The following is a 22,026-nucleotide window of genomic DNA, read 5'->3' as shown; positions in this document are numbered from 1 at the left end:
CAAGACGTGACATTGCGAGACGGCATGCACGCCATCGGCCACCAGTACACACTGGCGCAGGCCCGTGACATCGCGACCGTGCTCGACAAGGCGGGCGTCAGTGCAATCGAGGTCGCGCATGGCGACGGCCTGGCCGGCGCGAGCTTCAACTACGGCTTCGGGCGCCACAGTGACCGCGAGTGGATCGGGGAAGTCGCCGCTTCGGTTCGCAAGGCGCGCGTCACGACGCTCCTGATACCCGGCATCGGTACGTTGCACGACCTGCGCGACGCACATGCGGTCGGCGTCCGCTCGGTGCGAGTCGCGACCCACTGCACCGAAGCCGACGTATCGCGTCAGCACATCGGCGCCGCGCGGGACCTCGGACTGGACACGGTCGGCTTTTTGATGATGTCTCACATGATCGCGCCTGACGCCCTTGCGGCCCAGGCAAAGCTGATGGAGTCCTACGGTGCCGAGTGTGTTTATGTCGTGGACTCGGGTGGCGCACTGGACATGACGGGTGTACGCGAACGACTGCAGGCATTCGACCGCGTGCTCAAGCCTGAAACTCAGCGCGGCATCCACGCCCACCACAACCTGAGTCTTGGTGTCGCGAATTCGATGGTGGCGGTCGAATTCGGTGCGCTTCGCGTGGATGCGTCGCTGGCCGGCATGGGCGCCGGGGCCGGCAATGCACCGCTGGAGGTATTCATCGCCGCCGCGGATCGCGCCGGTCTGAACCACGGGTGTGATCTGCTTGCACTGATGGATGCTGCTGAAGATGTGGTGCGCCCCCTTCAAGACCGGCCCGTGCGAGTGGACCGGGAGACGCTCTCATTGGGGTACGCGGGCGCTATTCGAGCTTTCTGCGACATGCAGAACGCGCAGCAAAGACGTACGACTTGGATACGCGTTCGATTCTCATCGAGTTGGGCAAACGCAAAATGGTCGGCGGCCAGGAAGACATGATCGTCGACGTCGCTCTGGACCTCGTCAACTCCAGGTCGTCAACCGCCGAAGCGGCCTCTTAGGAATTGTGGGCCGCTGGGGAAGTGCGGTGGGGATCGAGCACCTGTCTCGCGATACAGACGCATTTTTTCGACTTCGCGCCCAAGAGCCGTACCTCCCCTTTTTCGCATCTCGGATGGCAGTGCACGCTTTCCACCCGAACACTGCCGCGCGAGCCGGCGCATGACGCGTGCAGGACGGCATCCACGTGATCACAAACGAGCAAGGCGTGGACGGCACGCTTGGCCGAATTCACCCTGCCGTCGCCCCCAAAACATCTAGCAGAAGCGCCATGGAGCAAACATGAACGATTCGAATCGGAAGCCGACTGGCTCTATTGCGCTGTGCTGCAGCCACGTCGAAGGCACCACGTGGGAATCCCGGCTGCGCGCTGCGCTGCCGCAGGCCTCCTTTACCGTCTGGCCGGCCGTAGCCGCAGAGGCCGAATGCGCGATCGTCTGGTCGCCGACACAGGCCTTCATGGACGCGCATCCGCGCTTGCGGGTGATCTTCAATATGGGTGCAGGCGTCGACGCGCTGATGCGGCTGCGCCTTCCGACTCGCGCGCGCGTGGTGCGCATCGAAGACGGCGGCATGGCTGTTCAGATGGCCGACTACGTCTGCCACGCCGTCCTGCGGCACTTCCGCGAGTTTGACGCCTATGCCGACGAAGCCGCTGCGCACAACTGGATTCCGCGCAAGCCTCGTGTGCGCGCAGATTTCCCCATCGGTGTCATGGGCCTTGGCGCGCTCGGCCTGCGGGTGACCGAGGCACTTGTGAAGTTTGAATTCCCAGTGTTCGGCTGGAGCCAGTCGGCCAAACACGTCAAAGGTGCCACTTGCCTCGCAGGCGCCGACGCGTTCGACGAATTCCTCTCGCGCACGCGCATTCTGGTATGCATGCTGCCTCTCACACCGTTCACGCGTGACATCGTGTGCAGCGCCACTTTGTCGCGACTGCTGCCGGGCGGATACTTGATCAACGTGGCGCGGGGCGCCCACGTGGTCGAGTCCGATTTGCTGGCCCTGATCCAGAACGGTCACCTCGCCGGCGCCACGCTCGACGTGACACGCGAGGAGCCCCTGCCCCCTGGCCATCCATTCTGGACGTGCCCGCAGATCGTGTTGACGCCTCACATCGCGGCGCAGACGGTGATAGACGAAGCGATCGCTCAGATCGCTGCAAAGATAAACGCCGGCCTTCATGGCTCAAGCCTTTCCGGTTTCGTTGACCCCGAGCGTGGCTATTGACGATGACCCATCCGACAAAGAATAGGACTGCAACCGTGCCAACCACTTCGATCTTTCACCTTGCCTTCAACGTCACCGACCTCGAAAGCGCGCGGCGGTTCTACGGCGGCGTGCTCGGCTGCCGCGAGGGCCGGAGTACCGAGACTTGGGTCGACTTCGACTTCTTCGGCCATCAGATCTCGCTGCATCTGGGTATCCCCTTCGCCACCTGCGCAACGGGGCGCGTCGGCGACAAGCTCGTGCCGATGCCACACTTCGGCCTTATCTTGGAGCTCGCCCAGTGGAACCTTCTGGCCGCACGTCTGCAAGAGGCCGCCACGGAATTTGTGTTGGTGCCACAGTTGCGATTCGAGGGGCAGCCCGGCGAGCAATGGACCATGTTCTTCCTTGACCCATTTGGCAATCCGATCGAGATCAAGGGGTTCCGCGACCTTGATTCTGTGTATTCGGCTTGAGCAGCCGAGCCCACAAAGGAAATGAACGCCGTCAACCGTTTGCCCACGCAGTCGGGCAGCAGCATCGATGAACTGCTTCCTCACCATGCTTTCCTCTTGTTTGAAGCCCATGCTGCACGAGCACTGCGCAGCATCCGTTTCAGTGCGGCCGCAGCGCGCGCGCCTTCGCCGCTGGGGCCGATCTCGCCAAGGTAAGGCGCAGACCTGCGCCGCCTGGGTGTTGCCACGGCCTGGCTTTCTTGCTTCATCAACTGCTGCACCACCTTTTCGGAGATTGCAACATCCTGCCTGGTCAGAGGTGCGCCTGCAGCCTGCGACAACGTTCATCTCTGTACCTCTGCGGCGTTTGGGCTGCCCGCAGCAGGGAGACGTCCATGACATCTCGGGGTAGTTCCAGTTTTCGTCCGCCCCCCGAGGGTCGGATTTCGGTCGGCGACAGCAGTCCTGGCTACAAGATCGGCAGCGCGTGAAGTCGTTGACGTGTTTGGTGCGGGCGTAGTCACCACCAGGCAGCGATGCCTTTGAAGAATCTGTTGGCATCGTTGGGTTCGAGGTGGTCGGCGAGCTCCAGGCGTACCGCTTCGACGCGGGCAAGCGTGACCGGCGCGACGATGAACCAGGCAGATGACATGGCCACGCTCACCACATTGAAGTCAATTTCTTTCAGTTCTTGCTAAGCCCATTCAAGGTGAATCGACAAGAACCAAACACGTGCGAACCCGACCCAGGTCACAGCGCCAACCAACGCAAACAACCACATCGACGCGGATAAGCAGAAGGTTATGAAGGCAGTCGCGTAATTCATCCGCAGTTGATGAAATAGGCGCGAGTATTCAAGCTACCTCGCGTTTCGAGCCGTCCAAATGCATAAGTCGCCGAAGGCGCGGTGGGAGCCGAAGAGCCGTCCGCTCTTCAGGTCGGGAAACACACGATGGAGACCAACGTTGAAAAAAATCGCACTGAGCCGACGCGCTTTTTCCCTCGGCCTGGGAGCATCTGCGGTTGCGCTGCCGTTCGGCAGCTTCGCGCAGGGCTCGGACTGGCCAACCCGCCCCGTGCGCCTCGTTGCCCCGGCCCCGGCCGGCGGCTCCCTCGATCGCCTTGCACGCACCTTGGGCGATGAGTATGCGAAGGCTTTAGGACAACCGTTCATTGTGGACAACAGACCCGGCGCCGGCAGCACTATCGGTACCAACGCGGTTGTAGCGGCGCCTGCTGATGGTTACACACTGCTGATGAGCGGCGTTTTCAACGTCATCAGTCCCTCGCTCTACGCCAGGCTGCCTTACGACTATCTGAAAGACTTTGTCCATGTGGCGCCCACAGTGGCGGGCTCGAACGTGCTGGTCGTTCGTCCCGATTTTCCTGCAAACACGTTGGCCGAGCTTGTGCGGCAGGCCAAAGCCGCGCCAGACACGCTGGCCTATGCCAGCGCTGGCAGCGGCACCTCCGGCCACTTGACCATGGAATTGTTCCAGCGCGTGGCGGGCATCCAACTCATGCACGTGCCCTACAAGGGCGCTGCCCCCGCCATGACCGACGTGCTCGGCGGCATCGCGCCGATGATCGCAACCAACCAGGATGCGGTACTGCCCTTTCTACGGAGTGGCAAGCTGAAAGCGCTGGCTATCACGACCGCACAGCGAATTCCAGCCATGGCTGAAGTACCGACGTTCGCCGAATCCGGCTTCGCCGACATGGTGGTCTCATCCTGGGGCGCCGTTGCCGTACGCCGCGCCACCCCTTCAACGATCGTCGAACGACTGCGCGCAACGACGCACAATGTGCTCCGCGAAGCCAGCGTTCGGAAGCCCCTGGAGGCGGACGGCTGGGAATTGATGGACATGCCCCCAGCCGATCTCGAAGCGTTCGCGCGAAAAGAAACGGCTCGGTGGGCCCAAGTGATCAAGGCGGCCGGCATCCAGCTAGGTTGATCGGCCGACCATGTTCTCTCATCCTTCGCACAACCTATCCGTCGGCCCGCTTGAACTGGTGAAGGGAGGCTACCTTTGCGAGACGGTGGTGGCATACACCGCATATGGCCAGCTCGCTCCGGATGGTCGCAATGCCATCCTCGCCACGCATGGCTACACCGCCAGCCACCAGATGCTCGCAAGTGGCACAGGCACTGCCGAGGGCTCATGGGCGCCCTTGATCGGGCCTGGGAAGCCTCTGGATACCGATAAATACTTCATCGTGTGTTCCAACATGCTCGGGTCGTCGTACGGAAGCACCGGGCCGGGCAGCATCAGCCCGGCCACCGGCGTGCCCTACGGAGCGGATTTTCCGGCGATCACACTCACAGACATCGTCGAGGTGCAGTACCGCTTGCTGAAGCAGCTCGGCGTGCAGCACCTGCGCTGCGTCGTCGGCCCTTCGTTCGGGGGGTTTCAGGCGCTCCAATGGGCGCTCGACCATCCCGACTGGGTTGATGCGATCGGCGTCGTTGTGTCCGCCCCTTTCATGCCGCCCCATGACTACAGCAGCCTTGCGGGCTTGCAGGCTGAACTGGCAGGCAACCCTCAATGGAACGGCGGCCGCTGCCCCTCACTCGATGCGATGGCCGCAACGCTGGAACGCATGCGCCTGTCCACCATGGAGCTTTACGGCATGAATGCGGTACTGACCGCACGCGGCTACGGCGTCGAAGAATGTGCAGCGCGCAGTCGGGCGATGGCGGCAAGCTGGGCCCGCGAATTCAACCCGCACTCGCTGGTCGTTCTGCTGAAAGCGGCGCTGGCCTTTGACGTTCGCAACCGACTGAACGAAATTCGCGCCGATGTGCTCTATGTCGTTGCAGACACAGACGTGCTGTTTCCGCCGGATCCTGCCGCGCAGGCGGCGATGGCGCGTACGCGGGGTGCGCGCCCGATGCGGTACGTGCAAATGCGTACCGATTTCGGCCATTCAGCCTCAGGCGCCGGACACGCGCTGTGGGGCGACTCGCTGCGAGACCTCCTCGAGGGCTGCTGAGAGCGCAGAACAAACCTTCCGGCAGTACGCATCACGCACGACTTGCAGCTGTCTCGCGCAGACAAGTGATCAGCAACTCGCTGGCCGGTGTTTGTGTACGCCCACGCAACGTGATCAGACCAACGGGGGGCAGTTCGATCGGCACCTTGACCTTGAGGATGCGCAGCAGGCCCTGTCGGGCATAGTGCTGCGCCACGCCTTGCGCGAGGAAGGCAACAGCCGGTCGCTGATGCATGGCCGACAAAGTCACCAAGAATGATGCGGTTTCAATGATGTCAGTTGGCGGTAGCAACCGATGCTTGTAGAACATCTGTTCAAGCTTTGTCCGCGATGACGCCCATGGGGGCGGAACGACCCATGGCACATCGGCCAGCATCGCCCAATCGACGCCGCTCGCCTCCGCCATCGGGTGCGAAGGACTCACAACGATGCGCATCGGCTCCCGGTAAAGCGCCTCGGTATCGAGATCCGGGGAAGCATAGCCAGGTTCCAAGCGACCGACGATCAGGTCCAATTCGCTGACACGCAAGCGTGGCAGCAAACGTGTGAGATCACCCTCCTCCACCATCACCGTGGTGAGTTTGGACTGACTCTTGAGCCGCTGGATTGCTTGCATCAGCAGCGTAGGCGTACCCACCACCATGGCGCCGACGGTGATCCGCCCGGCACCGCCGCTGGCCACTGCATCGATTTCGTCGCGCGTGCGCTGGTAGTCGGCCAGCACCGCACGGGCAAAGCGCACGACGGAAGCGCCGTAGGGGGTGGGCTCCGAACCACGCGTCGAGCGAACAAAAAGCTGCAGCTCGAACATCTTCTCGATCTCAGCCAGCATCTTCGAGACAGCCGGCTGCGTGATCGACATGAATTCAGATACCCGGCCCAAGTGCCGCAGCTCGTCAAGGAGCACCAGCAACTGCAGGTGACGAAGCTTGAGGTTGGAGCGCAGGACGCGATCGATCTGGGTCATCTCAGGTGCACAGCAAAGCGGCTTATCACTGGTGTGCAGTAATTCATGTGGAAGGGAACTCGCCTGGTGGTCACAAATGGATGTTCCGAGCACGCCTTAGTCGCGGCCAAACGAACCGCCTCCCCGAAACGCGGCCTGGTTGTGGGGTCGACCGGCGCGGTCGTGAAGTCGAGAAGGAGGACGCGACCATCGAAAGCACGTCACGTGCCTTCATTATCTATAGCTCATGAAGTAAGTCATCTATTTCATTGGATTGCAATGAGGGTCTTGGTAAGAATCGCTTCGACACCGCCCGCACACCCTTGGATCGCCGCCCGTCATCCTCATGAAGAACGACAGCCCACTTCTCTGCCTGCACCCCAATGACAACGTTCTGGTCGCCAGGACCGCCATTGCATTGGGCGAAACCATCGCCGAGTTCAACGTGCGTGCTCGCGCACAGGTCCCGCCCGGCCACAAGATCGCCGCCCGCGTCATCGCGGCTGGCGAAGAGGTCAGGAAGTACGACACGGTGATCGGGGTGGCCTCTCGAGACCTTGAGGCCGGCGACTACGTGCATAGCCACAATCTCACGCTGGTTGACAGCTACCGCGACCCGGGCTTCTGTCAGGACGTACGGCCTGTTGCTTACGTACCCGAAGTCGAGCGCGCCACGTTCATGGGCTTCTTGCGAGCCGACGGCCGTGTCGGTACGCGCAACTTCATTGGCGTCCTGTCCTCGGTGAATTGCTCGTCGACAGTGATCAAGCGCATCGCTGCGCACTTCACGCCCGAACGGCTCGCGGCATATCCCAACATCGACGGCGTGACAGCCTTCGCACAGACCAGCGGCTGCGGCATGTCCTCTCCCAGCGAGCATTTCGACGTACTGCGGCGCACCCTGGCCGGTTATGCACGCCATCCGAACCTGGCCGGCGTGCTGATCGTCGGCCTGGGATGCGAGCGCAACCAGGTCGACTCGCTCGTTGATTCGCAGGGCCTGAAGCAGGGCCGCCTGATGCGCACGCTGGTGATGCAAGAGGCCGGCGGCACGCGCGCAACCATCGAGGCCGGTGTGCGCGCCATAGAGGAAATGCTGGAAGAAGCCAACGCGGCGCAGCGCCAGCCGGTCAGCGCGAGCCACTTGAAGATCGGCCTCGAATGCGGCGGCTCTGACGGCTTCTCCGCCATCTCGGCCAATCCCGCGCTGGGTGCGGCGATGGACATCCTTGTGCAGCATGGCGGGACCGCAATCCTCTCGGAAACGCCCGAGATCCACGGTGTGGAGTTCATGCTCACGCGCCGCGCCATCACGCCCGAGGTGGGACAGAAGCTGCTCGACCGGCTGGCATGGTGGGAGCGCTATACCGCCGGCGAGAACGCGCAGTTCAACGGCGTGGTCGGCCACGGAAACCAGGCCGGTGGCTTGGCCAACATTTTCGAGAAGTCACTGGGCTCGGCGATGAAGGGCGGCACCACGCCGCTGCAGGCGGTGTACGAATACGCCGAACCGATCGACCAGGCCGGCTTCGTTTTCATGGACTCGCCCGGCTACGACCCTGTCGCAGCCACCGGTCAGATCGCCAGTGGCGCGCAGTTGATCTGCTTCACCACCGGCCGTGGCTCCATGTTCGGCAGCAAGCCCGCACCCACCATCAAGTTGGCGAGCAACACGCCCATGTACCGGCGACTTGAAGAAGACATGGACATCAACTGCGGTGTGGTGATCGACGGTGAGATGAGCGTGCACGAGCTCGGCCGCGCGATCTTCGAGCAAATCCTTCGCCATGCCTCAGGCGAGGCGACCAAAAGCGAGGCGCTTGGTCTGGGCGACCACGAGTTCGTGCCATGGCAGCTCGGCATCGTGAGCTGAGATCGCTTCCCAATCTTCCCCTACTTCGACCCCATGCCCCTGACCCTTGCCCATCCCGAACTTCTGCGCAACGCCAACTTCATCGGCGGCCGGTGGCTGGCCGCCACCGACCGCACGCTCGCCGTGACCGATCCCGCTACCGGTGCGCTGATTGCACAGGTGCCGGACTCTGGTGCCAACGAGGCACGCGCAGCCACCGATGCCGCGCACGCGGCATTCCCTGCTTGGCGCCGCACCCCTGCCAAGCAGCGCGCGCAGATCATCAAGCGCTGGAACGATCTGGTGACGGCAAACCAAGACGATCTGGGCCGGTTGATCTCGCGCGAACAAGGCAAGCCATTGGCCGAGGGCAAGGGCGAGGTCGCTTACGCTGCGAGCTATATCGAGTGGTTCGCCGAGCAGGCGACGCGCATCAACGGCGAGGTGATCCCCGCACCGGCGCCGGGACGGCGCATGTTCGCGCTCAAGGAGCCGGTCGGCATCGTGGCCGCGATCACGCCCTGGAACTTCCCCGCCGCGATGATCGCGCGCAAGATCGCGCCCGCGCTGGCTGCGGGCTGCACCGTGGTGTGCAAGCCGGCCGAGGACACACCGCTGACTTCGCTCGCGCTAGTGGCGCTGGCCGAACAGGCGGGCGTACCGCCGGGCGTGCTCAACATCGTCACCGCTTCGCGCGAACGAACGCCCGAGGTGGTCGACAGCTGGCTGGACGATCCGCGTGTCCGCAAGATCACTTTCACCGGCTCGACGCCTGTCGGCAAGCACCTGGCGCGCCGCTCGGCCGACACCTTGAAGAAGCTATCGCTGGAACTGGGCGGCAACGCACCATTCATCGTGTTCGAGGACGCTGATCTCGATGCGGCGATCGATGGCCTGATGGCAGCCAAGTTCCGCAACGGTGGTCAGACTTGCGTGTGCCCCAACCGCGTGTTCATCCAAGATGCCGTGCACGACGCTTTTGCCGAACGCCTGGTGGCGCGCGTCGCCGCGCTGCAGGTGGGACCGGCCACCGAAGCCAGCTCCCAGATAGGTCCGATGATCAACGAACGCGCGGTCGAGAAGATCGAGCGCCATGTGCAGGACGCGGTTGCGCGTGGGGCACGGATCCTGACCGGCGGCGTTCGCCTGCCTGCGCTGGGTCCGAACTACTTCGCCCCCACGGTGCTGACCAACGCCGATGCCACCATGGCCTGTGCCTGCGAAGAGACCTTCGGCCCGATCACGCCGCTCACGCGATTCCAAGACGAAGGCGAGGTCATTGCGCAAGCCAACAACACGCCCTTCGGTCTCGCCGCTTACTTCTACTCGCAGGACATACGACGCGTCTGGCGCATCGCAGATGCCCTTGAGACCGGCATCGTCGCCATCAACGAAGGTGCGATCGCCGCCGAAGCTGCGCCCTTCGGGGGCGTCAAGGATTCGGGCTACGGACGCGAAGGCTCGGTACATGGCCTGGAGGACTACCTGCACACCAAATATGTGTGCCAGGGCCAGTTGGACTGATTCTTTTATTTCGACCACGAGACACCCTATGCCCGCAGACAACGCATTCAAAGCCGCTTTGGTCTCTGGCCGGGCCCAGGTGGGCTTCTGGCTTTCCATGGCCGACCCCTACATGGCCGAGGTCAGTGCCACCGCGCACTTCGACTGGCTTCTGATCGATGGCGAGCACGCGCCCAACGACCTGCGTTCGACGCTCGCGTCGTTGCAGGCCGTTGCGGCCCACCGCTCGCAGCCGGTCGTGCGCGTTGTGCAGGGAGACGCTGCATTGATCAAGCAACTACTGGACATTGGCGCCAAGAACCTGCTCGTGCCGATGGTCGACACCCCCGAGCAGGCCCACGCAGTGGTGAGCGCGACCCGCTACCCGCCACTGGGCGTTCGAGGCGTGGGCAGCGCGGTCGGGCGTGCCTCGCAATGGAGTGCGCGCACCGACTACCTGCAGATTGCTGACGACGAGATATGCCTGCTGCTGCAGGCCGAGACGGTCACGGCGCTGGACAACCTCGACGCGATCTGCGCAGTCGACGGCGTCGACGGCGTGTTCATCGGCCCGGCTGATCTGGCGGCCTCTATGGGCCATCGCGGCGACCCGGGCCATCCGGAAGTGCAGGCGGCTATCGAGCAGGCGATTCACGCCATCGTCGCTTCAGGCAAGGCGGCGGGCACACTGACTTCCGACCCAAAGCTGGCGCGCCGGTATCTCGACTTGGGCTGCACCTTCGTCGCGGTCGGCGTGGACCTGCTGCTGTTCGCCTCGGCTGCACGCAAGCTTGCAGCCGCCTTTATCGACACTGCGCAGGTCCCCGGGCCTGCGTCGCGTACCGCTTACTGAGCAACAGGGACCCGACGTGATCACCACCGATGCGATCCAGGCCGCGCCGCGACGGTGGTACAGCCAACGTCGGCCGTGAAAGTAACCCAGCGCAACCCCTCGAGCAGCGCGTTATACGCCTGCCGTCCTTTCGGGTTCAACGCGGTGCCACGTTGCTCGATCTCTCCGAAACGAGCCGTGTACGCCCCCACCTTCTCGTTCGGTGCGCAGACGCGCACGGGCTCTTCCAAGGTCTTTAATCTTGTCTGACGCAACAAAAGAATGTCGCCAGCAACTCGCGTGCGAGTTTGTATGCCGCTTCGCTTGTGAGCGCCCCCAATGTCTCAAACTTGGTCCTGGTTGCGACGCGGCGTTGGTGAACACCTTGCCCGTACGCTGCGGCATTTCGCGCAGGTTTCCAAGTTTTTGCGCATCACGCGAGCATCCCCCGCAGGTGGTCCTCCCACTTCCGATAGTCCGCCCCCGATGCCGCGTGTCCGTACTCGCTTTGCAGATTCAGGTACACAGGCTGGGCTGGCGAGTCATTCGACATCACCAGCGCCTCGACCTGTGCATCAGGAGGGAAAATCTTGTCGCTCGACGAAATCACCCACAGCATCCTCGCTTTCAGGTGCGGAATGGCTGCCCGAGCGTCAAAGCGCTGCCCGGCCTTGCACAACGCGATGAGGGAATTCGGATCGAATCTTTGCGCCCAACTTCTGGCCATTGATTCGACCGCCTCATTGACTTCAGCGTCCGACATGCCGCGAGCCCGAAGCACCTCCGATATTCCGTAGTGACGAAGCGTATCGCCACGGATGCGCCCCAGGGTCTCGGAAATCCCGCCGTTCTCGTAAACCCAGCCTGAGTTCCACTTCGGGTCCGCGGTGAGCGAGTTCAAAAGTCGTTCCGGTGTGATTTGCTTCGGAAACTCAGGACCCGAGACTGCACGATGATCGCGTCCACCAACTCTGGGTGATCCATCGCCCACTGCAGGGCCTGTATCCCCCCATACGACGGCCCACCCACCGCCCTCAGCCGAGTAACGCCGAGCTTTTTCAGCAATACGTGTTGCGAGACCATGTCTGCCACGGAGTACTCGGGAAAATCTGGCCCCCAAGGCTTGCCCGTCGCCGGGTTAACCGTACTCGGCCCCGTGGATCCATAGCATGACCCCAGCATGTTCGGGCACACGACGAAGTACTTGTCAGTGTCGATCGCGGCGCCAGATCCGACCAAGTCGGACCAACTACCCTCGCCAGCGATGACGTCATTACGCTGAAACGTCGCCGGGCTGCTCGTGAATCCGTGGGTCAAGAGCACCGCGTTGTCCCCGGCCGCGTTGAGCGTTCCACGTGTGAGGTACGCCACTTCGACATCCCGCAGGACTTCGCCCCCGAGAGACGCAGATCGCCCACCTTCATCTTCTCAAATTCGTGTGCCATCAGTTCACCTGGACTCCAGCGTCTTTGACCACTTCCGGCCACTTGGCAAGTTCGTCCTGCACCCGCTTTCTGAGGTCGTCGGGCGTCCCACCTATGGGTGTCGAGGAAATTGCCATGAGGCTCGCAATCAGGGACGCGTCCTTTAAGGCTGTGTTTGCGGCTTCGTTCACCTGCCTGATGAAGGCGGCCGAAGTCTTCGCGGGAGCGAACAGGCCGCACCATGCGGTCACCGTGTAGCCAGGGAACCCTGCTTCGATCATGGTGGGCACATCTGGGAGCTTTGCTTCGCGGACGGGGGACGTCACTGCCAGTGCGTTCACCCTGTCGGTCTTGACGAACTCCACTGCAACGGGCGTGGACAGGAAGGCGTAGTCGACGCGGCCGGCGATAACCTCAAGGCCCGGGTTAGTCTTGATGGGTACGTGAAGCGACTTCATGCCCGCCATCTTGTCCAGGATCGCACCGGACAAGTGTGGAGTTGTGCCCTCGCCAGGAGAACCCATCGTGAGGTTCTCAGGCTTCTTGCGGCCCGCTGCCACGAGCTGTGCCATCGTCTTCAAACCGGATTGCTTGCTCGTGACAAGCACGTTCGACGAATAGGTAAGCGGGACAATTGGCTCAAAGTCCCGCACGGGGTCGTAAGGCAGGGTTTTATGCAAGCTTGAAAGAATCCCGTGAGTGGCCGCGAAACCAAAGAACAGCGTATTGCCGTCAGGAGCGCTGCGCGCGGCCACTTGCGCCGCGACGATGCCGCCCGCGCCGACACGGTTTTCCACAACGACGGGACGCTTGAGGAGAACCGCGAGCTTGCCAGCGAAGATGCGCGCCAGCAGGTCCAGTCCTTGTCCTGCCGCGCCAGGGACGATGATGCGCAGCGGCTGCGAATATTCTTGCGAGAAAGTGATCGACGAGGCCAGAGCCATCCCAAGGCCGAGTACGCCGGTCAGTGCCGTCCTCCGTTTCATCGCCATCGTGTCTCCTAGTGATTGATTTGACAGCAATGTAGAAGCTTCGACTGAGAAGCACAAAACGTATAATCAGAATGATTATGCGTCCAGCAACGAACAATCTTACTTTACGGCACCTTCGGGCATTTATGGCCGTTGCGCGCAATCGCTCGTTCGTGGCGGCAGCCAAAGAGTTGTTTGTCTCTCCTTCTGCACTGTCCGAAACGATTCGTCAGGTCGAAGAGGATTTGGATATCCGACTTCTCGATCGCACGACCCGCAGCGTCGAGCCGACTGCTGCCGGTGAGGAGTTCTATGCGGACATCGCAGCGGTCCTGGAGTCGCTCGATGCGTGCGTCGCCCGGATGGGCAATCTCCGGTCTGCGCGTCTTGGAAGGGTCCGGATCACCGGCGTGGCATCCGTCATGTCGAAGCTGGCTGCGCCATGCATCGCCCAGCTCCTGGGGACAAACCCGGGAATCTCTTTCGAGGTGGCCGCAGACGGGACGGAGAACATCATGTCGACGGTGCTGGCCGGTACCGCTGACATAGGGTTCGGTGTAGTTCCGGCGCATGTTCCTGCGGGCCTGCACGTTCTCCCGCTCTTGAAGGACAGGTACGTCCTTCTAGCAAGAAAAGACCACGAAGCACACCAACTCAAGCGAGTCACGTTGAAGTCGGTCGAAGGATGGACCTACGCCGCCATTTCATTCGGCGAAGAGACGGCGAGGTCATTCGACCAGTCGCTTCATCCGACCATCCAGGTGGATAACTTTGCAGCGCTCGTTCCACTTCTTGACGCTGGCGCTTGCGTCACCGTACTGCCGTACTTGGCTGCCGAATCAACGATGACCGAGAAGCTGGCGTTGAGAGCGATCGAGGCACCGGCGTATACCAGAAGCGTGTCGCTGATACGCCGAGAGAGTCGGTCGCTATCACCAGCTGCCCAGCTGCTCTGGGATCTTATGGTCTCCGCCGCACCGAAGCTCGTGACCCGCGGCACCCCGCCTGCCGGCAGACACCTGGTCCAAGTATTGACTTCCATGTCGTAATAACGCCCATGGCCCGTTCTAGGACGTGCCTGTAACCGACGCGCGATGCGATCCACGCGGTGTTCGAGGATCGCACCCACGAACTCGTGCGAGAACTCCAGCCCCTTCACACTGTGCGCCGTCAGGATCCGAACGGCATCGTCGCCCCAGCGCAGGTCGCGCGGTTTCAGCGTGCGAAGCGACTGGAACGCGATGTCGTGCACCCGCAGCGCCTCCTCCAGCGCTTCCATCGCGGCCTTGAATCGGAAGACCACCGCGATCTGTCCCAGCTTCACGCCCTCGGCGCGCGATTCGAAATGCACCCCGTGCGACGCCCTGACGAGCTTGCGCGTGTCCAGGCGCGCATGACCTCCTGCAGTTCGGCTTCACTCGCTTCCAGGGGCAAATAGACCTCGTCGAGAATTTCTCCGCCGTGCTGCTCGACCATCTCGCGCATGACGCGGTTCGACTCGCGCGGATAGATGCGGTCGGCACCCACGAGGAAGAAGCGCGAGCCCCTGTTCTTGAGCAGGTACGACCACCGGGGCTGGATCCGTCGATTCGGTCCGTCCGCGCGGATGATCAGAGGTCCTTGACCGGCACGTCCGGCATGCTCAGCGCCAGTTGCGCGATCCGGTCCTTGCGCATGAACACCACACCCGGATGCTGCTTCGCATAACGCAGGAAATCGCCCAGCACCTTCACGCGCGCCGGCGTGCCGCCGATGCGGTCGTGGGTCGAGATCGACATCATCCGGCGACGGTACCCCGCTTCTTCGTAGAGCTGGTCGAACTCGTCCTTCAGTTCCTGCCCGAAGGCCGACGCCGTGAGTGGCCCTTCGGCGCCGTAGCGCGCGATGTCGTTGTTGCGCAGCGTGTAGGGCACGATCGCAAAGGGCTTGCCGTTGACCATCGTGGTCATCGGCTGGTCGCTCGACAGGTCGTCGATGTGGTACGTGAAGCCCAGGCCTTGCAGCACGCTCAGCGTATTCGGCGTGCCGCGCAGCCAGAACGCGTTGAAGCCGACCGGGCGTGTGCCAGTGGCCTGTTCGATGGCCACGATGTTGGCTGCATAGGAGGCGCGCTCTTCGGCTTCGCTCAAGGTCCAGTGCGGTGTCCACGTCTGCCCATGCGCAGCGGCTTCATGGCCGCGAGAGACGATTTCGCGCGCAAGTGCCGGATTGCGCTCGACCGCTTGGCCGGTCATGTGCGATGTCACCTGCACGCCGTGCTTCTCCCACAGGTCGAGCATGCGCGGAATGCCCTCGCGCACGCCATAGTCGAACCAGGTGCGGGCCGGCAGATCGGGCACGTTCTCGGCGAGTGGCGGGAACGGCGCGCCGTTGTTGTGTTCGCTCTGTGCGCCGGCTTCGAACTGCATGGAGACGGAGAGCACGAGGCGGATGCCATCGGGCCAGAAGTTGCGGTTGGGTGCATGGGATGAAGTCATGGTGAACCTTTCGTCGAAGTGAAATGAAGGGGAAAAAGAAAGGGAAAAAATGCCGTGGTCCGTCTTTCAGCTCGTGGCCGTCACGAGCTCGACCACCGGGCCTTGGGGAATCGCAATGAAGAATTGACGCTCGCCCGTCTCGGGCACGACGGCCTCATGGAACGGCCAGTTGCCGTCAATGAGTCGTCGGCGGATCGCCTGCGCATCCGGGATGCGGAAGGCGACGTGATCGACCACGCCACCGCCCGGCCCGCGCTGCGCGCCCACCTGCTCTGCAAGCGCCGCACCGTTGTCGCGCAACGCCATGTGCACCGCCGCTTGCTCGCCCGCGTAAAGCCACCAGCCGGGAAAGCGAAAGGGTGGCCGGGGGCCAACACGCAGGCCGACCACGTCCGTGAGAAACGAGAGCGTCGGTTGCGCCTCGCTCACGACAAGCAGCACATGATCGAGCTGCGCAAACGCAGATGCCGTCATGTTCAGGCCACCAGCGCGCCGCTGTCGAGATCGATCACCGCGCCCGTGAGCGCGCGCGCCTGCATCGCGAACAGATAGCCTGCGGCGGTGTCGTCGTCGCTGGCAGCGAAGCCCACGGGCAACGTGCCGCCGAGCCTGTCGAACATGGCGGTGCGGCTTGCGTCGTCCATCAGCCGCCAGCTCGGCGTATTCACCGGGCCAGGGCTGATCGCGTACACGCGCAACGGGGCGAGCTCGCGCGCCAGTTGCCGGGCCGCGGCCTCCAGTGCCGCATTGACGGCTGTCTTCACGACCGCGTGGGGCGAGGGCTTGCGCGCCAGCACGCCGGAGGTGAAACCGATCGAGCCGCCCGGGCGCAGATGCTGCGCCGCGTGCTTGGCCGCGATGAGGCTGCCAGTCAGCTTGACGTCGAAGGCGTCGCGCATCACGGCGACGTCGAGTGCGCGCAGCGGTGAAGATCCGATCAACGCGCCCGCCGTCACCACAAGGTGGTCGAGCGCGCCGATGCGCTCGAAGAAGGCGGCGACCTCGTCTTCACGCGTGATGTCGAGGGTTGCTGTCTCGAGGCCGGGATTGGGCGCCGCAGCAGCGGCAAGCCGTTCGGCATCGCGTCCGCCGACGATGACGCGAGCACCGAGCCGCAGCGCACCGCGCGCAACGGCCAGGCCGATGCCCGAGCTGCCGCCGATCACGACCACGGTTTGATTGGAAAGGGACATGAGAATGACTCCTTGAAAAATGGGCGGACGGGGCGATCAGGGATGCACGGCGCCGAGCTGCTGCAGCAGCGTCAGGTTGTCTTCGAGGTGCCAGTTCTCGGCGATCCGGCCGTTGGCGACGCGGTAGATGTCCGTTGCGATGAAGTCCACGGGCTGGCCATCGCCGGCCTTGCCCTGGAAGCTGCCGGTGTAGTGGCCGGTGAAGCGCAGGCGTCCCACCACGCGGTCACCGACGAGCATCATTTCCTGCACCTCGAGCTTCAGGTCCGGCACAGCGGCGCGGAAGTTCTTCGAAGCGAACAGCGGCCCGTCCAGCCCCTGTGGTCTTCCCGGCGGCAGAGTGCGGTCGATGAACTCGGGCGACAGGGCGAGCCGCGCGAAGCTTTCGTCGCCGGTGTTCCAGAAAGCGAAATAGCGGCGTGCCGCCAGCGTCATCGCGGCGCTTTGTGCCTTGCCGATGGAGCGGTCCGCGACCGTGTGGTCCGCTTCAGGCAAGGACGTGCTTGCCTGCGCAAATGCAAGGCCCGGCAGCGCGAGGGCCATGGAGGCGGCGACAGCGAGGCTGCGGCCGAACGGCTGAATTGCAAACATCATCAAACTCCTTTGTGGCCGGAATGGTCACGACAGGGTTGACTTTCCATCTTTCTCGAATTCGTGAAAATGGCATAAATTGCCAAACCATCTATTCTCGAAAGTTGAAGATATGCCAGAGCTCGCCGACATGCGGCTTTTCGTGCAGACAGTGGCGACGGGCAGCCTCTCCGCCGCGGGGCGGGAACTGGGGTTTTCGCCGGCCGTTGGGAGCAAGCGCCTCGCGCGGCTCGAAGCGGCGCTGGGCACGCGGCTCTTGCAGCGCAGTTCCCGGCGGTTGTCGCTGACCGACGAGGGCGCCATCTATTTCGAGCGCTGCCAGGCCATCCTGGCGGATGTGGAAGAGGCGGAAGCGGCGATCGGCCGAGGCTCCCTCGGACCGCGCGGTGTCCTGCGCGTGTCCTCGCCGGTGGCACTGGGGCGGCGCTGGATCGGCCCTGTGATGGCGCGCTTCGCACTCGACAACCCCGGGGTGTCCGTGCACCTGTCGCTGTCGGATTCGGTGGTGGACCTGATCGAAGGCGGCTTCGACTGTGCCGTGCGCATCGGCGGCGCCGAGGATTCGCGCCTGGTGGTGCGAACGCTGGCGCCAAACCGGCGCGTGGTGTGCTCGGCGCCGGCCTACCTCGCGGATCGCGAGCCGCCACGTACGCCGGCAGACCTGTCGACCCACGACTGCATCGTCATGACCCACAACCTCTCCGGAAACGCGGATTGGCGCTTCCGGCCAGTGAGCAGCCCCGCCAGCGCATGGACCACCGTGCGCATCCGCGGCCGCATGGTTGCCGACAACGGCGAGCAGGCGCATGACTGGGCACTTGCCGGACTCGGACTGGTTCGGCGCTCCATCTGGGATGTGATGACCGAGCTGGGTGATGGACGACTGGTCGAAGTCCTGCCGGAATGGACCGGCGAAAGCAGCCCGATCCAGGTCGTCTACACATCGCGTCGCTTCCTGCCCACCCGGACCCGACAGTTCATCGATTTGCTGGTGTCGCAGTTCGCCTCGCAGCCGGAGCCTTGAACGAAGGCCAGCGCCACCGGAAATACCGATGCGGCCGGTCGGGGTCGGCGCTCAGCCGTATGTCTTGCTGGGCACCTGCGGCATCGACAGCGCCCAACGCGCGATCTGGTCCTTGCGCACGAAGGCCACGCCGGCGTGCTTCTTCGCATAGGCAAGGAATTCCCCCAGCACCTTCACGCGAGCTGGCGTACCCCCGATGCGGTCATGGGTCGAGACCGACATCATCCGGCGGCGGCTCGCGGACTCGAGATAGAGCTGATCGAACTCGTCCTTCAACTCCTGGCCGAAGGCCGAGGCCGTGAGCGGCCCCTCGGCGCCGAACCGGCCGATGTCGTTCATGCGCAGCGTGTAGGGCACGATCGCGAAGGGCTTGCCGTTGATGGGTGTCGTCATGGGTTCATCGCTCGACAGATCGTCGATGTGGTACGTGAAGCCCAGACTTTGAAGAATCTCCAGGGTCTTTGGCGTGCCGCGCAGCCAGAACGCGTTGAAGCCGACCGGGCGCGTGCCGGTAGCCTTCAGCACGGCATCGACATTGGCCTGGTAAGAAGCGCGCTCTTCTTCGGGCGACATGGTCCAGTGCGGCGTCCAGGTCTGGCCATGCGCCGCTGCCTCGTGACCGCGCGCGACGATCTCCTTGGCGAGCGTTGGATTGCGCTCGACCGCTTGGCCGGTCATGTGAGAGGTGACCTTGACCCCGTGCCTGTCCCACAAGTCCAGCAGGCGCGGGATGCCTTCCCGCACACCGTACTCGAACCAGGTGCGTGCGGGCAGATCCGGATACTTCTCGTCCATGGCAGGGAAAGGCGAGCCGTTGTTGTGCTCGCTCTGCGCGCCGGACTCGAACTGCATCGACACCGACATCACCATCCGGATGCCGTCCGGCCAGAACTTTCCCTTGGCTGCGGACATCGCGGGCGCCGCGGTGGCACCTGTCGCCTGCGTGCCCAACAAACCGGTGCCAGCGGCAGCCGCCACCATTGCCGCACCGCGCAACACAGCACGCCTGGAATTTCCGGTCCCAGTGGCATCGCCTGAAATCTTCTCGGTCATGAAAGTCTCCTTGGATAGTTGGTCGACATGGATCGGCGGAAATGAGAGCTGCCGTATAGGCGGTCAGGGCGAGGGCGAAACCGGCGCATTCCATTGCCATTTCGCATAGTCATCCCTGCGAGTGGCCTGCATGAAAACGCAGCACTGGACCCAGTGCACCGGCTGCAGCGCGCGCACAGCGCCTTCGAGGTGTGCCATCACCCGCTCTGTCATGGCGCGTTGCATGTCGGGCGGCCGTGGATTGGTGATGATCAAGGTCGCCACCAGTTGCTGCGCACCGTGATCCTGACCCGCCAACGCATCGGCACAGACCAAGACGCGCGTCTTCAGGTCATCGAGGGCGGCCCACTTGGCAGCAGCCAGGTCAAGGTGAATGTCGTGGGCCAGTTGTTTCCAGTCCAGCGCGGCGGCCAGTTCGGCGCTGACTTCGATGCGAAGGTGTGGCATCAGTCGAGCTTTATTCCGCGATCGCGAATCAACTTGCCCCAGCGCGCGCGTTCCGATTCGATCAAGCGGGCAAAGGCCTGGGGAGAGCTGTCGACTTTCTGCGACCCCAGATCGGCCAGGCGCGTCTGCATGAGCGGATCGGCCAGGGCACGGCGCATCTGCTCCGACAGCCAGGCCACGCGATCGGCCGGCGTCGCGGCGGGCGCAAGAAAACCGTACCAGCCACCAATGTCGGCGTCGATGCCGGACTCCTTGAGCGTCGGCACCTGCGGCAGACCCGCGATGCGCTCGCGGGTCGTGACGGCCACGGCCTTCAGCCGTCCCGACTTGATGTGCTGCAGCACCGCCGGCGAAGCCTCGAACAGCAACTGCACCTGACCGCCCATCACGTCATTCAGCGCGGGGCCGGACCCTCGGTACGGAACATGCACGACGCTCGTTCCGGTGAGCTGCTTGAACAGCTCCCCCGCAAGATGCTGCGGCGTGCCGTTGCCGGCCGAGGCATACGAATACTTCCCGGGGTTTGCGCGCAGCAGCTTGACGGCGTCGGCCGGCGTGTCGGCGGGAAACGAAGGATGCGCCACCATGATCAGGGGCACCACCGCGGCCAGCGCCAGCGGCGTGAAGTCCCGCGCGGGATTGAAGCCCAGCTTGGGATACAGGGCCTCGTTGGCGCTCAAGGGGCCCAGCGCACCGAGGAGCAAGGTGTAGCCGTCGGCGTCGCCGCGCGCCACGACTTCGGTCCCGATGTTGCCGCCCGCGCCGCCCCGGTTGTCCACCAGCACTGTCGCGCCGCTCGTGGTTTGCAGCGCGGTGGCCATCAGGCGGGAGATCGCATCCGTGGTTGCGCCGGGCGGATAGGGACAGACGATACGGATCGGCTTGGCGGGAAAGCCCTGCGCAAGCGCGGTCGTCCACGCGCTGCTGGCGGCTGCCAGTGCTCCAATTCTTTGGATGAGTTGTCGTCGTGTCTGCATGATTTTTGGAGGTCTTCTTGGGTAAAGCCCAATGTCATCGATAGGGGGAAATTGATCCAATCGGTTATTGGCCCCCTATAAATCGGAAAAACCTATCGATATGTCCCGACAACTGCGCGACCCGCTCGAGCTCGTCTCGCTGCGCCAACTGCGTTACTTCAACGCCGTCATACGGGCGGACAGCTTCAGCATGGCCGCGCGCGACTGCTCGATCTCGCAGCCGGCGCTGTCGGAGCAGATTGCCGCCTTCGAAGCGGCCCTGGGCCTTCGCCTCTTCGACCGCGTGGGCAGGCGCGCCATACCCACGCATCAGGCGATGCAGTTGCACCGGCGCATCACCGCGAGCATGGGAGACCTGCAGGCGGCATTGCGCGCGGGGAGCGATCGCTCGGTTGCCGTCTCAGGGACCGTGCGTATCGGACTCGCGCAGTCCTACGGCAATTGCTGGGTTGCGCCGGTCGTTCATGCGGCGCAGGCGCGCTGGCCCGAGCTTTCCATCTCGATGTCGCGTCGCACGGCGCCGGCACTGGCTGAAGGGGTCGCGCGCGGAGATCTGGATTTCGCGGTCACTTTCGATGCGTCGGACCGATCGGACATGGACGTCCAGGCATGTTTCACCGAGCCGTACGTCGCGGTGCGCTCGGGCAGGCGACGGCGCCCCATGACGCTGTCGGAACTGGCTGGCGAGCGCCTGGCACTGCTGCCGACCGAGTACGCCATGCGACGCCGGATCGAAAGCCTGTTTGCGGCACAGAACCTCAAGCCGCAGGTGCATTTCGAATCCGATGCACAAGAAGACCTGGTGCACGCCGCGCGTCATCACGGCATGACGGCGGTGGTGAATGCCGCCACGGCATTGAGCCTGAACGTGCGCGGCGCCATCACCATCGATGCGCCCGCGCTGGCGCGCAGGGCTTGCCTGATCCGTTCGCTCAACCGGTATCACACGCGGGCAGCGATCTTTGTCTGGGAGGCGATGCGCACTGCGGCCACCGACCTCCAAGCCCGGATCGAGGCATATCTACCAGGCGCGCAAACCGACGTGGCCGGGATCTGACCAGCAGACG

24 protein-coding genes and 2 pseudogenes are annotated in these 22,026 nt (G+C 63.6%); 12 read left to right on the top strand and 14 right to left on the bottom strand.

The window, feature by feature from the left end; all coding sequences use genetic code 11:
- Positions 1-24 precede the first annotated feature (24 nt).
- The 4 genes and pseudogenes from dmpG (at position 25) to BMG07_RS03665 (ending at position 2,891) form a co-directional block, all read left to right on the top strand.
- Positions 25-1,013: pseudogene (gene dmpG / locus BMG07_RS03680) on the top strand (4-hydroxy-2-oxovalerate aldolase).
- A 280-nt stretch (positions 1,014-1,293) separates the two neighbouring features.
- Positions 1,294-2,241, top strand: coding sequence for a glyoxylate/hydroxypyruvate reductase A (locus BMG07_RS03675; RefSeq protein WP_198083403.1), 948 nt, complete (start codon positions 1,294-1,296; stop codon positions 2,239-2,241).
- 35 nt (positions 2,242-2,276) lie between these two features.
- Positions 2,277-2,696: a VOC family protein gene (locus tag BMG07_RS03670; protein ID WP_374221228.1), complete on the top strand. Its 420-nt coding sequence runs from the start codon at positions 2,277-2,279 to the stop codon at positions 2,694-2,696.
- Between the two features lie 21 nt (positions 2,697-2,717).
- Positions 2,718-2,891, top strand: coding sequence for a hypothetical protein (locus BMG07_RS03665; RefSeq protein WP_198083481.1), 174 nt, complete (start codon positions 2,718-2,720; stop codon positions 2,889-2,891).
- A gap of 304 nt (positions 2,892-3,195) precedes the next feature.
- Here BMG07_RS03665 and BMG07_RS03660 read toward each other — a convergent pair whose 3' ends face one another.
- A complete protein-coding gene (locus tag BMG07_RS03660; RefSeq protein WP_198083401.1) occupies positions 3,196-3,339 on the bottom strand; it encodes a hypothetical protein in 144 nt (47 codons plus the stop codon).
- A 301-nt stretch (positions 3,340-3,640) separates the two neighbouring features.
- On the opposite strand from BMG07_RS03660, the gene BMG07_RS03655 reads away from it, so the two are divergent.
- Complete coding sequence (locus BMG07_RS03655) at positions 3,641-4,630, top strand: tripartite tricarboxylate transporter substrate binding protein (protein ID WP_198083400.1); 990 nt, start codon at positions 3,641-3,643, stop codon at positions 4,628-4,630.
- 10 nt (positions 4,631-4,640) lie between these two features.
- The gene (locus BMG07_RS03650) at positions 4,641-5,669 is read left to right on the top strand and encodes an alpha/beta fold hydrolase (RefSeq protein ID WP_198083399.1); all 1,029 of its coding nucleotides are present in this window, start codon (positions 4,641-4,643) and stop codon (positions 5,667-5,669) included.
- Between the two features lie 31 nt (positions 5,670-5,700).
- On the opposite strand, the gene BMG07_RS03645 is transcribed toward BMG07_RS03650, so the two are convergent.
- Positions 5,701-6,636 (bottom strand): LysR family transcriptional regulator, encoded by a 936-nt coding sequence (locus tag BMG07_RS03645; RefSeq protein WP_198083398.1) that lies wholly within the window; start codon positions 6,634-6,636, stop codon positions 5,701-5,703.
- Between the two features lie 325 nt (positions 6,637-6,961).
- On the opposite strand from BMG07_RS03645, the gene BMG07_RS03640 reads away from it, so the two are divergent.
- Genes BMG07_RS03640 through hpaI form a run of 3 tightly spaced genes read left to right on the top strand, consistent with a single transcriptional unit; the run spans position 6,962 to position 10,823 of the window.
- Positions 6,962-8,488, top strand: coding sequence for a UxaA family hydrolase (locus BMG07_RS03640; RefSeq protein WP_198083397.1), 1,527 nt, complete (start codon positions 6,962-6,964; stop codon positions 8,486-8,488).
- 33 nt (positions 8,489-8,521) lie between these two features.
- Positions 8,522-9,991: an NAD-dependent succinate-semialdehyde dehydrogenase gene (locus tag BMG07_RS03635; protein ID WP_198083396.1), complete on the top strand. Its 1,470-nt coding sequence runs from the start codon at positions 8,522-8,524 to the stop codon at positions 9,989-9,991.
- A 28-nt stretch (positions 9,992-10,019) separates the two neighbouring features.
- Positions 10,020-10,823: a 4-hydroxy-2-oxoheptanedioate aldolase gene (gene hpaI, locus BMG07_RS03630; protein WP_198083395.1), complete on the top strand. Its 804-nt coding sequence runs from the start codon at positions 10,020-10,022 to the stop codon at positions 10,821-10,823.
- 20 nt (positions 10,824-10,843) lie between these two features.
- On the opposite strand, the gene BMG07_RS03625 is transcribed toward hpaI, so the two are convergent.
- The 4 genes from BMG07_RS03625 to BMG07_RS03610 all read right to left on the bottom strand — a co-directional run bounded on the left by BMG07_RS03625 (position 10,844) and on the right by BMG07_RS03610 (position 13,218).
- Positions 10,844-11,077, bottom strand: a complete 234-nt coding sequence (locus BMG07_RS03625; protein ID WP_269758620.1) for a 2-oxoadipate dioxygenase/decarboxylase family protein — start codon at positions 11,075-11,077, stop codon at positions 10,844-10,846.
- A gap of 158 nt (positions 11,078-11,235) precedes the next feature.
- Positions 11,236-11,703 carry a hypothetical protein gene (locus BMG07_RS03620; protein WP_198083394.1) on the bottom strand — a complete coding sequence of 156 codons (468 nt, stop codon included), beginning with the start codon at positions 11,701-11,703 and terminating at the stop codon, positions 11,236-11,238.
- A complete protein-coding gene (locus BMG07_RS44660; protein ID WP_198083393.1) occupies positions 11,700-12,125 on the bottom strand; it encodes an alpha/beta fold hydrolase in 426 nt (141 codons plus the stop codon). Before BMG07_RS44660 ends, BMG07_RS03620 begins: the two co-directional genes overlap by 4 nt.
- 121 nt (positions 12,126-12,246) lie before the next feature.
- Positions 12,247-13,218: a tripartite tricarboxylate transporter substrate binding protein gene (locus tag BMG07_RS03610; RefSeq protein WP_198083392.1), complete on the bottom strand. Its 972-nt coding sequence runs from the start codon at positions 13,216-13,218 to the stop codon at positions 12,247-12,249.
- 71 nt (positions 13,219-13,289) lie between these two features.
- Between BMG07_RS03610 and BMG07_RS44655 the strand changes: the two genes are divergently transcribed.
- The gene (locus BMG07_RS44655) at positions 13,290-14,246 is read left to right on the top strand and encodes a LysR family transcriptional regulator (RefSeq protein ID WP_374221227.1); all 957 of its coding nucleotides are present in this window, start codon (positions 13,290-13,292) and stop codon (positions 14,244-14,246) included.
- A 343-nt stretch (positions 14,247-14,589) separates the two neighbouring features.
- Here the strand turns inward: BMG07_RS44655 and BMG07_RS03600 are convergent.
- The 5 genes and pseudogenes from BMG07_RS03600 to BMG07_RS03580 all read right to left on the bottom strand — a co-directional run.
- Positions 14,590-14,790: pseudogene (locus BMG07_RS03600) on the bottom strand (transporter substrate-binding protein); the annotation flags it as partial.
- A gap of 17 nt (positions 14,791-14,807) precedes the next feature.
- Positions 14,808-15,674: a polysaccharide deacetylase family protein gene (locus BMG07_RS03595; RefSeq protein ID WP_198083390.1), complete on the bottom strand. Its 867-nt coding sequence runs from the start codon at positions 15,672-15,674 to the stop codon at positions 14,808-14,810.
- Between the two features lie 66 nt (positions 15,675-15,740).
- Positions 15,741-16,148: a VOC family protein gene (locus tag BMG07_RS03590; RefSeq protein WP_198083389.1), complete on the bottom strand. Its 408-nt coding sequence runs from the start codon at positions 16,146-16,148 to the stop codon at positions 15,741-15,743.
- A 2-nt stretch (positions 16,149-16,150) separates the two neighbouring features.
- Entirely contained in the window at positions 16,151-16,867 is a 717-nt protein-coding gene (locus BMG07_RS03585; RefSeq protein ID WP_269758607.1) for an SDR family oxidoreductase, read from the bottom strand.
- 36 nt (positions 16,868-16,903) lie between these two features.
- Positions 16,904-17,458: an ester cyclase gene (locus BMG07_RS03580; RefSeq protein ID WP_269758606.1), complete on the bottom strand. Its 555-nt coding sequence runs from the start codon at positions 17,456-17,458 to the stop codon at positions 16,904-16,906.
- Between the two features lie 112 nt (positions 17,459-17,570).
- On the opposite strand from BMG07_RS03580, the gene BMG07_RS03575 reads away from it, so the two are divergent.
- The gene (locus BMG07_RS03575; protein WP_198083386.1) at positions 17,571-18,482 is read left to right on the top strand and encodes a LysR family transcriptional regulator; all 912 of its coding nucleotides are present in this window, start codon (positions 17,571-17,573) and stop codon (positions 18,480-18,482) included.
- Between the two features lie 51 nt (positions 18,483-18,533).
- On the opposite strand, the gene BMG07_RS03570 is transcribed toward BMG07_RS03575, so the two are convergent.
- The 3 genes from BMG07_RS03570 to BMG07_RS03560 form a co-directional block, all read right to left on the bottom strand.
- Positions 18,534-19,535: a polysaccharide deacetylase family protein gene (locus BMG07_RS03570; protein ID WP_269758605.1), complete on the bottom strand. Its 1,002-nt coding sequence runs from the start codon at positions 19,533-19,535 to the stop codon at positions 18,534-18,536.
- 63 nt (positions 19,536-19,598) lie between these two features.
- Positions 19,599-19,982, bottom strand: coding sequence for a hypothetical protein (locus BMG07_RS03565; protein ID WP_198083385.1), 384 nt, complete (start codon positions 19,980-19,982; stop codon positions 19,599-19,601).
- A complete protein-coding gene (locus BMG07_RS03560) occupies positions 19,982-20,959 on the bottom strand; it encodes a tripartite tricarboxylate transporter substrate binding protein (RefSeq protein ID WP_198083384.1) in 978 nt (325 codons plus the stop codon). The genes BMG07_RS03565 and BMG07_RS03560 overlap by 1 nt, the downstream gene beginning before the upstream one ends.
- A gap of 100 nt (positions 20,960-21,059) precedes the next feature.
- Between BMG07_RS03560 and BMG07_RS03555 the strand changes: the two genes are divergently transcribed.
- Positions 21,060-22,016, top strand: coding sequence for a LysR substrate-binding domain-containing protein (locus tag BMG07_RS03555; protein ID WP_269758604.1), 957 nt, complete (start codon positions 21,060-21,062; stop codon positions 22,014-22,016).
- Positions 22,017-22,026: the final 10 nt, after the last annotated feature.

Origin of the sequence: Variovorax sp. E3 (assembly GCF_016082275.1) — a bacterium.
GTDB lineage: Bacteria > Pseudomonadota > Gammaproteobacteria > Burkholderiales > Burkholderiaceae_C > Variovorax.
Note: the sequence above shows the minus strand (reverse complement) of the source record. Positions and strands in the feature narration are given on the sequence as shown.

What these genes read in the sequence shown, in the direction of transcription:
- BMG07_RS03640 (WP_198083397.1), top strand. Translation starts at nt 6,962, where the DNA reads ATGAAGAACGACAGCCCACTTCTCTGCCTGCACCCCAATGACAACGTT.
- BMG07_RS03650 (WP_198083399.1), top strand. Translation starts at nt 4,641, where the DNA reads ATGTTCTCTCATCCTTCGCACAACCTATCCGTCGGCCCGCTTGAACTG.
- BMG07_RS44655 (WP_374221227.1), top strand. Translation starts at nt 13,290, where the DNA reads ATGATTATGCGTCCAGCAACGAACAATCTTACTTTACGGCACCTTCGG.
- hpaI (WP_198083395.1), top strand. Translation starts at nt 10,020, where the DNA reads ATGCCCGCAGACAACGCATTCAAAGCCGCTTTGGTCTCTGGCCGGGCC.
- BMG07_RS03590 (WP_198083389.1), bottom strand. Translation starts at nt 16,148, where the DNA reads ATGACGGCATCTGCGTTTGCGCAGCTCGATCATGTGCTGCTTGTCGTG.
- BMG07_RS03580 (WP_269758606.1), bottom strand. Translation starts at nt 17,458, where the DNA reads ATGTTTGCAATTCAGCCGTTCGGCCGCAGCCTCGCTGTCGCCGCCTCC.
- BMG07_RS03610 (WP_198083392.1), bottom strand. Translation starts at nt 13,218, where the DNA reads ATGGCGATGAAACGGAGGACGGCACTGACCGGCGTACTCGGCCTTGGG.
- BMG07_RS03565 (WP_198083385.1), bottom strand. Translation starts at nt 19,982, where the DNA reads ATGCCACACCTTCGCATCGAAGTCAGCGCCGAACTGGCCGCCGCGCTG.
- BMG07_RS03585 (WP_269758607.1), bottom strand. Translation starts at nt 16,867, where the DNA reads ATGTCCCTTTCCAATCAAACCGTGGTCGTGATCGGCGGCAGCTCGGGC.
- BMG07_RS03555 (WP_269758604.1), top strand. Translation starts at nt 21,060, where the DNA reads ATGTCCCGACAACTGCGCGACCCGCTCGAGCTCGTCTCGCTGCGCCAA.
- BMG07_RS03560 (WP_198083384.1), bottom strand. Translation starts at nt 20,959, where the DNA reads ATGCAGACACGACGACAACTCATCCAAAGAATTGGAGCACTGGCAGCC.
- BMG07_RS03575 (WP_198083386.1), top strand. Translation starts at nt 17,571, where the DNA reads ATGCCAGAGCTCGCCGACATGCGGCTTTTCGTGCAGACAGTGGCGACG.
- BMG07_RS03570 (WP_269758605.1), bottom strand. Translation starts at nt 19,535, where the DNA reads ATGACCGAGAAGATTTCAGGCGATGCCACTGGGACCGGAAATTCCAGG.
- BMG07_RS03665 (WP_198083481.1), top strand. Translation starts at nt 2,718, where the DNA reads ATGAACGCCGTCAACCGTTTGCCCACGCAGTCGGGCAGCAGCATCGAT.
- BMG07_RS03645 (WP_198083398.1), bottom strand. Translation starts at nt 6,636, where the DNA reads ATGACCCAGATCGATCGCGTCCTGCGCTCCAACCTCAAGCTTCGTCAC.
- BMG07_RS03675 (WP_198083403.1), top strand. Translation starts at nt 1,294, where the DNA reads ATGAACGATTCGAATCGGAAGCCGACTGGCTCTATTGCGCTGTGCTGC.
- BMG07_RS03635 (WP_198083396.1), top strand. Translation starts at nt 8,522, where the DNA reads ATGCCCCTGACCCTTGCCCATCCCGAACTTCTGCGCAACGCCAACTTC.
- BMG07_RS03595 (WP_198083390.1), bottom strand. Translation starts at nt 15,674, where the DNA reads ATGACTTCATCCCATGCACCCAACCGCAACTTCTGGCCCGATGGCATC.